A 12,511-nucleotide genomic window follows, 5' to 3' on the forward strand; every position below is an offset into this window, starting at 1 on the left:
TTTGAATGGGTAGATCGTGCCTACCCAAAAAATGAACCGTAATGCGCATTTGCATGCTCAATTGGAAGGGCGGCTCGGGCCGGACCACCGTGGCGTTGAACCTGGCTGGCTTCTATGCCGAGAAATGCCCCGAGTCCCGGGTGCTTGTGGCCGACTGCGACGACACGAATCAAAGCTCCCTGGCCTGGGCGAGCCTTTCGGACGAAACGCCTTTCACCGTCGGCCGCACCCGCTCGAGGGGGTTCGATACCGAGATCCTCGATATGGGACCCAAGAAGCCCGCGAACGGGGTGTTGCCCCAGGCCGACGTCTATGTCGTTCCCACGAAGCTTGACGGCTCCAGCTACGTCGCCTTCCTGAGCACCATGGCAATGCTCGAAGAGCAGGGTGTGCCGGTGGTGGTGGTGGCCAACCAGATCAACGACCGTCGCGCCGAGCATCGCAACCGGCTCAAGGAGCCAGCGCTCCAGGGTGCTGTCCAGATCCGCGACCGCGCAGCCTGGGTGAACTACTACGGGGCAGGCGCCACCGTCTTCTCCATGCCCGGCAAGCACGTCCTGGCCGCTCGCGAAGAAATCTCCAACGTGGCCTTGGCCATCGCCGCCGCTGTTGAAAGGAAGGCACAATGAACGCACCTACCCATGAATCGAAGGCTCGCATGGCCCCCGGCAAGCGCGACCTCTCTGCAGCGGCAAAGCTCGTCCACGCCAAGCCCAAGGCACCTAAGAAGCGGTCGCAGCTCGACCCGTCTTCCATTCCTGACCACCTGCTCATCGCCGCGGGTGACGCGCCCGAGCGCTCCAGCTTCTTCGAGCACGACGACACCCAGAGGGCAATGACCCGGCAGGGGCGCAAGGTCTACATGGTCCTTGGGGCCAAGGCTGCGTTGCCGGACTACCGCACCCGCGAGAACGCCCGCACCCATCGCTCCATGATCACGGTCCCGCCCAAGGTGCGCGAAAGCATCTGCGAGCTCTTCGGCGTGGACAGCAGCGACGAGGTGGCCTGGTCTACGGCCCTCATCGCCCTGGCCGACTACGGCGCAATGGCGCTGCGCCGTGACAAGAAATGCCTCCAGGTCGAGCCTGCAGCCGACCCGCTTGCTGACGAGCGGAAGGAAGCCAAGAAGGCCATCCGGCACGCCTCACGGGATTGAAAAACCTTTCCCGTGCGGGCGTGCCAGCAACGCCAGCACATCCGCTTCCATCGCCAGCCACTCCCCGGGCCCGGGGTCCTTCACCCTCCCCAAGCGCACGTCTTCCTTGAATCGGTCTAGGCCCGCTCTGGCCTCCAAGTAGGCTTGCCGACGCTCCCACGCCGCGTCCTTTCGTCGCCGTTTCCGCCGCGCGATTTCCTTCGGTTTCGTTGAGAGTTCCCGCCCCCGGTAGGGCGCGGCCAGCACCGCATCGCTCGACGTTCCGCCTCGGGCCCTCCGCCTACGCAAGTCCTCGACTCGGGGCAGCAGGACGTCCCAATGGTCTACCCAGGCACCCGAGTCCTTGGGTTGCTCGACCCCTTCCAGGCTCAACCGCTGGACGATGGCGTGGTGCTCGATGAGCAGCCATAGGGTCTCCCGGGCGAGCGCCGACGACATTGAAAAAACTTCCGCGTCACCGATGCGCTGGCGGCGGGCCGCGCCGTGCGTGCGCAACAGCATGGCCGCCCCGCCCAAGGACTCCGGCAACCCGTAGCGGCTCGTCCAGCCGACCCAGGCGTGGGTCTTCCCGATGCAGGCATGGACGAGGAAGCGAGGGCGGGCGAAACGTTTTTCAAGCTCCTGCTCGATGCGTTCGCGGGGGGCACGAGCCGGGGCATGGACCAGGTGGTTGTGGGAGCGGAGCAGCACATCACGGCGTTGGGCAAGCACGGCGGCGCGGCTGTCTTCCGACCCCCGCTGGGCGAACGCCGGCCAGGCCAAAGGGTCGCGCTTCGCCTTCGACTTCACGCAGGACCGGCAAGCGACGACACGGTTTTCCCGGATACGGGGAGAGCCGAGCGCGGGGGAGATGAGGTCGACCTGCACGAGGCCGGCGCGGGGGGAATCGTTGCGCGGGGGGGAGCAACAGAAAACGCAGCGAGGGGGGGAAGCGGGATCCGGGGGGAGACGTTGCCAGGCGCGAAGGGAGAGCCGGGCGGGGGATTCCGATTCGAGGAGAGCGGAGGCAAAGGCGTGGGGAATGGAAGTGGGGCCTGGGCTCTCGGAGAACGAAATGGGGCTAGGGGCGTGCGGAGTGGGGTGGGGCATTGGTGCGTTCCCGGGAAATAGACAGGCGGTTCTATTTGTTTCTAACGCGCACTCCCAATAACGCAAGGTCGGACGCAGAAAAAAAACAGAACCTCTCCCGGGATGAACTGCAATGGGGCGGCGTTGGTTTCGTTCGCTTCGCTGGCTAAAAACCAACGGGGAGCATACACAAGACTCACCCTGGGTGGTTGGTCCCGGTGCACCCATAAATGGGCCAAAAAGAAAGACGAAGCGCAAAGCGGCGCGGAAAACCATGGTGGCACACCATGGGTGCATGTATTGCCCGAATTCGGTTAGGAATGGCTTGGCGGCGCGTTTTCTCGTGGTGGCTTTACTTTTCCGAATCTTCGTTTAGATCTGGAGAAACGGTAAATCAGGATTCAAGTGCAACGCGTCCATTTCTATTTCAATGACACAGACCATCGGCAGTTCCAATCGTTCCTGTCTGAGCAGGGGGTCGGAATTTCCGAATTCGTTCGGAACGCGGTCAAAGAGAAGATGGATCGCGATCGCATCGGTGCCAACGTCGAACTCGCCCGCGAAACCCTCGAAGACCTGGCCGACCAACTGCGCGTTGAGATGGCCCGCATGCGCAAGGACGTCTTGGACGACCACCAGCGCACCGCAGCGCTGCTTACGGAAGAGAACCGGGCCTCGCACGAGAAGAACGAGCTGCTCTTCAAAGCCTTCGTGCGAACGCTCGCCGGCACCGAAGCGCCCAGGCCTTCAGCGAACCCCGCGAAGCAGGCAAAGCCCACCGCGTCGACTTCCGTCATCCCTGGCGTCAACGACTGACGCCAAGCCCACCTCTTCCCTCAACCCCACGGAGCATTCCCTTGAACACTTCCCCCGCCATTGCCCTCGCTGTATCGCTTGCCTTGCTGACCGGTTCGGTCAACGCCCAGCAACGTCCTCCTACTGACCTTGACCCCGTCGAGGTCCACGACACCCGGCCCGCGATCGACAAAGGCGAGGCCGCACGCGCTGCTGGCGCCGGCTGCGCGATTGGCGGTTTGCTTGGAGCCCTCGCTGGGGTGGATGGCACCGCTGCGTGTGCGGTGGGCGGTCTTGTCGGCTTCGGCTTCAACTACCGCCGCCAGATTCGCGACGCCCGCGAAGTGGAAGCAGCGGCCCAGGCGGCTGGCATGACGGCCACCGTTGAAACGGGTGAGCAAGTCGACAACCGGGGGCGCAAGCAAGAAGCGCTGTCGGCCCTGACCATCGACTACGACCCGGTCGACATGGAGCGGATGGAAGCGCCCACGCGCGACATGCTCGACAAGCTGGCGAGCCTCACCAGCCGCGCGAAGAACAATCTGGTCGTGCGCTTCGAAGGCACCCAGGCCTGCACCGTCCCCCTGGAGGAACTGACCCGACGCGGCGCCTTGGCCAACCACACCATCGACAACCAGTGTGGGCGTTCCAGCGTCAGCCGCATCGTCGTCTCGCCCATGCCGGACGTGCGCTGATGAGTAGCGATGACCTGATGCGCAAGGCCCGCCTGGCCGCGTTGCGGGAAGAGTCGGGTGGGGCAGCGCCTCCCCCGAAGCCTGCCACCAAGAAGAGCGACGACGCGCTGGTGTCCGACGACACCAAGGCCGCCTTGAAGACGGCTGGCGCGTTGGCGGGCATGGCCGGCAAGTGGGGTCTTGGCAAGGCCAAGCAGGCGGCCATTGCCACCGTCGAAAAAACCAAACAGGTCCAAGACGCCGCGGCGCAGAAGCTCGAAGCAGCGAAGCAGGCGAGGGAAGACGAAGCAGCGAAACACGCGGCACCGGCTCACCAAGAGTCCGTCGACACGCCTGCATCTGCGGGGGGCGAGGTGTCCAACGGCATGGGTGTTGAGGCACCGGAGTTGCTTGACGTCGACGCCAACGCTGCTCCACTCGAAGGCGTCTCGCCCGAAGTCATCGAGACAGTGCTGGCCGAGATGGTGGAAGCGGGAATACACGACGGACGTGGCTTTCTCTCCCCAGAGCCACCAGGCGATGAAGCGCGGGAGGTCGTCCGAACTGTTCTTGAAGAGGCCGGTTATGTCGTGACGGACTCGATCGATGACCCCGAGCTCGTTCCTCCCCTGGAAGACCCCCTGGGCGAACCTGCGCCGTTGCCGGATGACGCCTACAGCGAGGAGCTGTCCCAGCCGAGCACAGGCACCGACGACACAACTCCCCGCAAGGCTTGGCCATGGGTCGTGGGTAGCGTGGTGTGCCTGGGCCTAGGGGCTTACTTCCTGTTCGGTCCCAGCGACACGGTCCCCGAACCGTCCACGCCTTCGGTGGTGACGCCCCCGGCAACGGTGACGCTGGAGCCAGCGATGGATCCTCCTGCAGAGGTCATGGAGCAACCCGGTCCTGCCCCAGTCGAGGTGGACGTGGCGCAAGTGGTCGAGCCCACGACTAAGCCCGAGGAAGCGCTGGCCCCCATCGCCGTTGAACCCCAGCCGGCGGTTGTCGAGCAGCCACCAGCGAAGGTGGAGCCCACGCCCGTTGCCCGGGCCGTCCAGGCCACGCCACGCGCCGAGCCACAACCCGCAGCACGTCCAGCACCACGCCCCGTCCAACGCGCTCCTGCGGCGGCTCCTGCGAAGGCAGAGAGCGCGTGGCAGGACAAGGCCAAGCAGGATATGGATCAGTGGGCCCGGGACATGGGGATCGAGTAACAAAAAAGCCGACACCCCGTGGCATCGGCTTCTTGTCTTGCCTGACGATGCTTTCGCGGTTACTTGGTGCCCCGTGGCATCCAAGAACGGCGATCAGCTCAATCAGCGGCGCGAGGCCATTTTTTTGTAAAGCTTGAAGACGCCGAATCCAGCAGCAGCACCGGCAACAGGAGCCGCAGCAACTACTGCTAGCCCAGCGGCCATTCCTCCACCAACCAGAGCGCCTACGGAGGCAAGACCGGATGCGAGAGCGGCGGCGCCGCTCGTTCCCACAGCAGCTCCAGCGGACACACCAGCGAGTGCCGACGTAGCACCAGCGGCCCCCCCTGTAAGTCCGGATACCGCCGCCAACGTTTCCGACTGCTTGGCAGGCACACGTGTGCTGCGCTTTGCGACTTTCTTACTCACGAATTCCCCCTGATGGAACACGCCCGCTCCATGCGAGCAGCGGAACGATATCACCAGTCCGGGTCAGAAAATGGTGCATCGAGAGGTAGGGGTTGCCAAACCCCGATTTTCCATTTTATTGGGTAGATGAAGCCTACCCAAAAAAACAAAAAGTCTGGTTCCCATTCCTGGGGCCGCAGTCAGAAGTATCACCCCCGAGACCGTCACCTCTACGCGCTGCTGTTCGCAGACGGCGGTTGCTACATCGGGCAGAGCGTCGACGTGGGGCAGCGCGAGAAGCAGCACAGGAGCAGGACCGGTGGCTGGGGGCGTCCCTTCGAGTGTGTCCACCTCGGCACCATCCATGGCACCGAAGACCAGGCCAAGGATCACGAGCACGCCTGGCGCCACGTTGCAGCGAGGAATGGCTGGCGCATCTACGCGAAGCCTCCGCGCGTGGCCGTCAATCACCGCCGGCAGATGAGCCCCCGGCGCTACCTCATCGCGCAAGGCTTGCGGTGGCCGCAGCAGCACGCCCGCAGGCGTGGCCTGATTGGCAAGAGGAGCCCCGTGACGTGGGTGCTCCTCGCCATGGGGCTCTTGTGGGTCATGCAGGCCGTGTGGCCCTGGCTCTGGGCGCTCTTACTTTTCTAAGCCGAAGCCCCGAGCTTGGGTCTTCTCTTGCTTGCGTTCGCGCTGACGGTTCGCCGCGTCCGCCTGCTTGGCCTTGAACCCGTGGGCGGCGTTCTTGGCCAGAAGTTGGTCATCTATCGACAGCTTGACCTTCTTCACCCCCAGCCGCCGCTTCTTCTCCTGACCCTTGATGCCATCGCCCAAAGCCGTGCCCTTGAGCTTCTCTTCGGCCAGGCGCATGCGGAGCATCTCGATGTCATCGCTGGACCCGTAGAGCTTGTAGCGGCCTGACGTGAGGCGGGTGAACGCCACGAGCGAAGAGTGGTTGTTCATCATGCCGGTGTGGGCGAAATGGTAGATGTCGCGCTTGCCAGCGCCCTGGGCCTTGTGAACGGTCGTGGCGAAGTTGTGGGCCAGGTTGGAGTAGTCGGCCGTGTTGAATTTCACCAGCCGTCCGTCGTCTTTCGGGATGTCGGACTCCATGCGCACAACCAGATCGAAGGTGCCGTTTTTCCCCTTACGGATGCCTTCGATGGTGCCTTGCTGACTGTTGAACACGCCCATCTTCCGGTTGGAGTCGGTGAACCGGATCCGGTCGCGATTGGCGAAAGGCAGATCCACGTGCTCGCCGTTGGCCTCGGTGGTTACCACGAACTCGCGCGTGTCGAGCTTCCCTTGCTTCTGCAAGCCCTCACGGATGGCCAGGTTGAGTGCGTGGACGTCGGCCCTCGAGTGGCACAGCACCAGCTTATCGGTGACGGCTGTTTCGTTCTCCAAGTAGGCCTCGACGAGGGCGTTGCGGGCGTCCTCCTTCTTTTCGTAGTCGTCGACGGCGTCCAGGGCCTCCATCGCTTCTTGAATCTCTTCGCCCTTGCTCTTGGTTGCGGCGAACGACCGGGTGGCCTTCTCCAGTGTCTTGAAGTCGCCGTCATGGCCACGCTCGTAGAACAGGGCTGCCAAGTCCTTGGCTTCTTGGGACTTCTGACGGCGAATCTCCGTGAGCATCGTGCGCTCGGTGGCCATCGATGCCAGGCTCATCCCGCTGCCGGCCCCAATGGGCTGGAGCTGCATGGTGTCGCCCTGAAGGATGACCTTTGCACCCCCGTCTTGGGCATACGCCAGCAGGCGGCGAGTCTGGTCCGTGTCGAGCATGCCGGCTTCGTCAACGACGAGCACGTGGTTGGGCGTGAGCTTCATCGTTCCCTTCTTCAGCCGGGACAGGGTCATGGCGACGCTGGCGCACGGCATGCCGCTCTCGTGCTCGAGCTTCTGGGCCGCGGCGTTGGACACGCACGTGCCCACCATCTCGCGTCCCTGCGCACGGAACGCCTCGGAGTAGCAGTCCGACACGGTTGTCTTACCGGTGCCAGCGAAGCCTTCGAGGATGGCGACACCTCCCGATTCGGCCGTGGCGTGGACCACCGACAACCGTTGCTCATCGGAGATCTGGAAGCCCTTGCGCTTCTCGTAAGCCGCAATGGCGACGTCGACCGATTGCTTCGGCAACAGGAGTTGAGTTTCCGTCTCCCGGGCCTGGACCCGATCGACGATTTCCTCCTCCCAGCTAACCATCCAAGGGGCTGCATAGCGGGCTTCGGTGTGGCGGCGGGCGAGGGTGGCGCCGCGGTCGGGTTCGGCCAGGCCTTCGGGCAGGATTTCCACGAGCTGGTTGTCCACCTTGAACGCTTCGATCTTTGCCTTGAGCTCATCGAAGCGGACGTTGCCGGCGTTCTCTTGACCCAAGACCTCGATCATTTCGGCCTCGGTCAGCACCGCTTCGTGCTGGTGCATGCGCTCCAGAATCTCAGCGTCGCTCCGCTGCTCCATCCACTGGTGGTCCTGCTTCTTCAGTTCCTCCAGCGTTGGCACATGGATGTGCTCGGGCAGGGTGTCCATCGTCTGCTTCCACATCGCTTGCATCTCAGCGAAGGTCGGCTCGTCCTTATGTCGGCGAGTCGCCAAGCAGGCGGTTTGCGCGTCGACCTGGTGCTCAGCTTGGTAGGCCAGAATCTCTTCGCGTCGCGAGGAGAAGACCTTGCACAGCTCGTCAGAAAGGCCGTTGACCTTGTAGAGCACCGCGCCGGTTTCACGACCCCGGACGTCGAGCTGCCGTTCCTGGTGCATGGAGAACCCTAGCTCCCGCAGGTTCATCATGAGTTCGTTCTTGTAGACGATGTCAGCAGCGCGCTTGTGCGTGTAGAACTCCTTGGCGTCGAACGTTCCCCACTTCCCATCGACGCCCTTGGTCACGCCAAAGGCGAGGCAATGAGAGTGGAGCTGCATGTCGAGGTTCCGCGAGGCCAGGTGGTCGGCCTGCATGACGATCAGGCCTTGCGTGCCAATGACGCTCTTGCCGCCCTTGTCGCGGCGCGTCTCCACCTTATCTTCCATGTAAGCCAGTGCCACGCCCACAGCTTTGCGGTGCGCGTCGAGGATGGCGTCTCGCTCCTTGCCTTCTGCCATCGCGAAAAGGATCGATGCGGGTTTGGGCGCAGACATGGTGATGTCGAAGCCGACCCGGTGGCCGCCTTCGAGCTTCTTGATGACGTTGCCTTCCTTGTCGAGCTTCGGCTTGCCGTGCCGATCGAGCTTGATGATTTCCACCGGCTCTTCTCCGGCGTTCTGGCACAGCGGCATGCCCGACGGCGAGTAGCCCTTGGCGAGCTGGAGCATGTCTGCTTTCGTGACGGCCTTGCCCAGAAGGTTGAGATCCGAGTCGCTGGCAAGCTTGCCCGTCCAGCGGGTCATCTCTTCGTTGTGGCCTTGGCCGTTGACGTAATACTCGGTAGCGAGCAAGTAGTCGACGACTGCATCTCCGTTGCCGTTATGGCCGCGGGCGTTCAAGCGTGTGACGTCAATCATAGTGCGGGTCCTCATTGCGCCGGTGTCGATGCGGCGGGTTACGACCCACTCCAGAATTGATCAGACTGCTAGTTCGTCAAGGTGGCATCCGTGCCACCACGCCCATAGATGGCTTCCATCTCCTCGAGCAAGGCATCCATCGGCAACGCTTGCGCTGCTGCGTCCAGCTCTGCATGCAGGCCGGGAGACACAGGTGCCGCTTTCACGTGCGAGGACTGACGTGGCTTGGGTGGAGCAATCGTCCATTTCGCCGCTTCCTGGGCGGCCCGTCGTTGTGGCGGCACCACTCCTGGGAAGTCCAGCAGCAACGGATCCCCGGACGTCTGGACGATGGCGCGGATGCCGAAACCGTTCGGCCCATAGCGCTTGCCTTTTCGAAAGCCCAGGCTGTCGGTGAGCTCGGTGGGGGACACCACGTTGCGGTTCTCTTCGTGCGCGGTCGGGTTCGGCCCGTGGTTGGTCCACGACACCTTGCGCTTGCCCAACAATCGGGCGATTTCATCTCTGGTATTGCCGGCGTTGACCGCGCAAACGATGTGCGTGCCCACCATCGATGACATGGCTTGGGCCTGGTTGTCGCCATAGACGTCTCGCAACTGCGCGAGGTCTTGAAGGCCTGCGAGGACCATGACGCCCTTCGATCGCCCCTTGTCGATGAGCGGGCCCAGATTGATGCGCCCCAGGCTGGGGAGCTCGTCGAGGATGAAGGCGAGGCATCGGCCCGATTCGTTCTCGCTCAAAGCTGGTGAGACGATGGAGGGCACCGCCACGTTGATCATCGCTGAGATGTAGGCCCGGGTCAGTTGGACGTCGCCCCCGGCTTGAACCACCACCTGCTTTCGCCCCGTGTAGTCGTCTCGAATCCAGTCCGTGATCGAGAACAATCGCTTGCCATGTTTCGGCCATGCCATGGCCAGCTCGTCGATGACGCGGGTCTGCCCGGCCAGGTTGGCCAGGATGCTAGCGGTGGTCTGGCCTTCGGTGTTCTCGATAAGAGGCGCTGCTTTGGGGTGGTGCGCTCGCATCAGCACAAGCATCTTCTCCGCGCCCTGCGCCAGCCCGTCGGCAAGTTCCTGCCATCCCCAGTCGATGCCCTTCGTGGTCTGGAGGTAGCGCAGCACGCCCGTGAGCAACTGCTGGGCCGCCACGCTCCAGAACTTCGATCCGCCGTCCGCCGACTCGGGGATGATGCTGGCGGCGAACGCAGCCGCTTGCATGGGTGTGCGGCAATCTCGACCGATGTCCCAGACGTAGCTTCGGCGATCGAAGGGCGAGACGATGACGGGGCGCTTCGAGAGCGAAGTCATGTCACCCTTGACGTCGAAGATGAAAACCTTCGAATCGCGGCGAAGGAGTTGCTGGACGATTGGGATGATGACCTGCGTCTTGCCCGCACCCACCGAGCCGTAGATATACACGTGGCGGCTCCAGTGCTTCTTCGGCAACACCAGATTTGGATGCAATGCGAGATGGTGGGGGTCCGCCTCCCGCTCTGCTTTGGTCAGGCTTCTGCGTTTCGCCTCCACCAACGCTTCCTTGCCTTCGAGCATTTGAGGGCCGGATTGGTGGGCCACGTTGGAGTGGGGCGTCAGGGCGCGCCTGGTGGCCCACGCCGAGGCAATGATCGCCAGCAGCAACGGAGCGCCGACCTTGCCTATCTGGTGCCAGGGGTGGCGCACGGCATCGAGGTAGATCGCCGCCTCCTCGCGCATGGAGATGCCGATGGTGGCGTAGTAGAAGGCGGTGGCAGGCGCGCCCAGCACGTGCCGGTTGAAACCGCCGATGTAGGGCCCTGGCAGAAGCAACGCGAGGGCGAGCAGGCCCACCCAGACCAGCACGAACGTCATCGCGCCAGCGATGAGACCTTGGTCCCAACGGCGCACCTTGGTGCTGGGAGCCACGTGCGCGGGCACAGCCCCGAAGGCGTCATAGACTTTTGGCATGGGCCGCCTCTGCCCGCTTCCTCCACTCCAGCAAGAGGCAGTTGAGGGCCGTGGAGAGCGTGTAGCCGTGCTCAAGCGCATACGACTCCACGTCCGCGTAGGTCTCCGGCGTGACCCGAGCGATGATCTGCATGCTCCGAACCGGGCGCGGCGATGCCTTGGGCTGGGTCATGCGAACACCGCCGCGAACAAGGACGGTGTCGGCGGTGAGCACATGGCCGGGAAGCGGTGCTGGAAGGGAGACGTGGCGCGAGCCGCAAAAAGCCTGGCGCGGCGGCTGGCGGCGCAATCGGAAACTTTTTTCTCGAGCGTCGGGTCCGGGCCATCGACCCACATCACCGCGTTGTCGAGGCCGGCGTCTTCTAGCGCGTCCATCGTTGATTGATTCACCGCTGGGCAGCCTTGGCTTCGACCGACGCCCCATTCCGACACGTAGGCCGAGGGGTGAAGCACCACGGCCCGGTCGCGGGCGTTGCTGTTGAAGCTTGCGAACATGCCATCCAACCGGCGGGAGAGGCCGTATTTCCCTTCGTAGGCTTCAGCGATGCGATACAGGCCCAAGGACGTCATGTGGCTCTCGGGCGTATTGGAAAAACGGGAGGGCACACCGAATCGGCTGGGATCAGATCCCGAACCGTGCGCGACCCGGTCGTGGACCACCAGGCGCGGCACGTCGCCCGATACATCGAACGCCCACAGCCGCTTGCTCATGGATCGCTGGTTCATGTCGATGACGACCAAGCGCTCAACGGAGTGGCCGCGGTCCTGGGCGCAGTAAGCCGCTTCCACCGCACGCTCGGCCACGTCTGGGGACAGTTCCGGTGCAACGGACAGCAGGCTGTCAACGGCTTGCTGGGTGGGATCGGGGAGGAAAAACGAAAAAGGGACCTCGCCTTTCCACACGTATGCGTGCGAGGGAAGGGCGAGGGTGGTAGTCAGCACAAGGGCGAAGGCAGCAATGAGTCGGTGCATCGGTCGGGGTCTCAAAGGGTAGGATATACCTACCCATAGAAATACAGAATTCGCGTTTGGCAACCCTTACAGGGACTGGCCAAACGAATCCTCGTAGCCCGACTGACGCTTCTTCTGCGGCCCCGCTTCGTTGCCGACGTTGCTCTGCGCGGCATTGGCCTGGGCAGTGCGTTCGGCGTAGGTGCTGACCCCTCGGGCGCGACGTGCAGCAATAGATCCGAACTGCATGCCCTGACCGTCTGACGCTTGGGCGTCGTTGCCCGAGGCCTGCGTGTTCCCTGCCTGCTGCGCCTGATCGCGCTTCGCCTCGAACGCGACGACCTCGTTGTGCGTCGCTCGACGCCCCAGTTGGGACTGAAGCCGGTTCTGGTCTTGCTCAAGCTGGCGATCCTGAGCAGCCCCCGCCACGGTCTGCGCGGCATGGCCATTGTCGTAGCCCTGATAGCCACGGAAGATCTGTTGAACGTTGGAGTCGAACTGGCGCATGTGGGAGGGGAGGTGGTCGTCCCCATGTTGCTTGGTGATCTCCTCCACTTTGCGAGCGCGTCGTTCTTCGAGCCGTTTCGTGAGGTCATCCAGTTGGGTGTTGTCAGCCGTTCGAACCGATTCCGAGAACCGTTCTTGGGTAGTGGCTGCCTTATCGTCCAAGGCGCCGTAATTCTGGCTCCATGTCTGCGCCGCCCGGTTGCTACCGATGGCTGGAGGATTGGCCTGCCTGAAGTCATCGCGCTGGACGCGGGATTCATACAAAGCCTGCTCCACGTCCAAAAGGACTTCTTCTTTGCGGTTAGTCGTCGATTCGGCCAC

12 protein-coding genes are annotated in these 12,511 nt (G+C 63.4%); 6 read left to right on the forward strand and 6 right to left on the reverse strand.

Annotated features, from left to right (window positions below):
* The first annotated feature begins 53 nt into the window (after nucleotides 1–53).
* Together AC3A4E_RS07190 and AC3A4E_RS07195 are read left to right on the forward strand one after the other, a co-directional pair.
* Complete coding sequence (locus AC3A4E_RS07190) at nucleotides 54–629, forward strand: ParA family protein (RefSeq protein WP_487630825.1); 576 nt, start codon at nucleotides 54–56, stop codon at nucleotides 627–629.
* Nucleotides 626–1,156 carry a hypothetical protein gene (locus AC3A4E_RS07195; RefSeq protein ID WP_487630826.1) on the forward strand — a complete coding sequence of 177 codons (531 nt, stop codon included), beginning with the start codon at nucleotides 626–628 and terminating at the stop codon, nucleotides 1,154–1,156. Before AC3A4E_RS07190 ends, AC3A4E_RS07195 begins: the two co-directional genes overlap by 4 nt.
* On the opposite strand, the gene AC3A4E_RS07200 is transcribed toward AC3A4E_RS07195, so the two are convergent.
* On the reverse strand, nucleotides 1,145–2,023 hold the full coding sequence (locus AC3A4E_RS07200; RefSeq protein ID WP_487630827.1) for a hypothetical protein: 879 nt from the start codon (nucleotides 2,021–2,023) through the stop codon (nucleotides 1,145–1,147). The genes AC3A4E_RS07195 and AC3A4E_RS07200 overlap by 12 nt on opposite strands.
* Before the next feature lie 606 nt (nucleotides 2,024–2,629).
* On the opposite strand from AC3A4E_RS07200, the gene AC3A4E_RS07205 reads away from it, so the two are divergent.
* The 4 genes from AC3A4E_RS07205 to AC3A4E_RS07220 all read left to right on the forward strand — a co-directional run bounded on the left by AC3A4E_RS07205 (nucleotide 2,630) and on the right by AC3A4E_RS07220 (nucleotide 5,948).
* Nucleotides 2,630–3,040: a hypothetical protein gene (locus AC3A4E_RS07205; RefSeq protein WP_487630828.1), complete on the forward strand. Its 411-nt coding sequence runs from the start codon at nucleotides 2,630–2,632 to the stop codon at nucleotides 3,038–3,040.
* Nucleotides 3,041–3,081: 41 nt separating this feature from the next.
* Nucleotides 3,082–3,714 (forward strand): hypothetical protein, encoded by a 633-nt coding sequence (locus AC3A4E_RS07210; protein ID WP_487630829.1) that lies wholly within the window; start codon nucleotides 3,082–3,084, stop codon nucleotides 3,712–3,714.
* The gene (locus AC3A4E_RS07215) at nucleotides 3,714–4,907 is read left to right on the forward strand and encodes a hypothetical protein (protein ID WP_487630830.1); all 1,194 of its coding nucleotides are present in this window, start codon (nucleotides 3,714–3,716) and stop codon (nucleotides 4,905–4,907) included. The genes AC3A4E_RS07210 and AC3A4E_RS07215 overlap by 1 nt, the downstream gene beginning before the upstream one ends.
* Before the next feature lie 534 nt (nucleotides 4,908–5,441).
* Nucleotides 5,442–5,948 carry a GIY-YIG nuclease family protein gene (locus tag AC3A4E_RS07220; RefSeq protein WP_487630831.1) on the forward strand — a complete coding sequence of 169 codons (507 nt, stop codon included), beginning with the start codon at nucleotides 5,442–5,444 and terminating at the stop codon, nucleotides 5,946–5,948.
* Here AC3A4E_RS07220 and mobF read toward each other — a convergent pair.
* The 5 genes from mobF to AC3A4E_RS07245 form a co-directional block, all read right to left on the reverse strand.
* Nucleotides 5,937–8,789: a MobF family relaxase gene (gene mobF / locus AC3A4E_RS07225; protein ID WP_487630832.1), complete on the reverse strand. Its 2,853-nt coding sequence runs from the start codon at nucleotides 8,787–8,789 to the stop codon at nucleotides 5,937–5,939. The genes AC3A4E_RS07220 and mobF overlap by 12 nt on opposite strands.
* Nucleotides 8,790–8,857: 68 nt before the next feature.
* Nucleotides 8,858–10,636 carry a type IV secretion system DNA-binding domain-containing protein gene (locus tag AC3A4E_RS07230; protein ID WP_487630833.1) on the reverse strand — a complete coding sequence of 593 codons (1,779 nt, stop codon included), beginning with the start codon at nucleotides 10,634–10,636 and terminating at the stop codon, nucleotides 8,858–8,860.
* 79 nt (nucleotides 10,637–10,715) lie between these two features.
* Nucleotides 10,716–10,904 (reverse strand): hypothetical protein, encoded by a 189-nt coding sequence (locus AC3A4E_RS07235; RefSeq protein ID WP_487630834.1) that lies wholly within the window; start codon nucleotides 10,902–10,904, stop codon nucleotides 10,716–10,718.
* Nucleotides 10,901–11,704: a murein L,D-transpeptidase catalytic domain family protein gene (locus tag AC3A4E_RS07240; protein ID WP_487630835.1), complete on the reverse strand. Its 804-nt coding sequence runs from the start codon at nucleotides 11,702–11,704 to the stop codon at nucleotides 10,901–10,903. Before AC3A4E_RS07240 ends, AC3A4E_RS07235 begins: the two co-directional genes overlap by 4 nt.
* Nucleotides 11,705–11,770: 66 nt before the next feature.
* A complete protein-coding gene (locus tag AC3A4E_RS07245) occupies nucleotides 11,771–12,511 on the reverse strand; it encodes a hypothetical protein (RefSeq protein ID WP_487630836.1) in 741 nt (246 codons plus the stop codon).

The sequence above is a fragment of the Luteimonas sp. Soil_N_1 genome, from assembly GCF_057656255.1.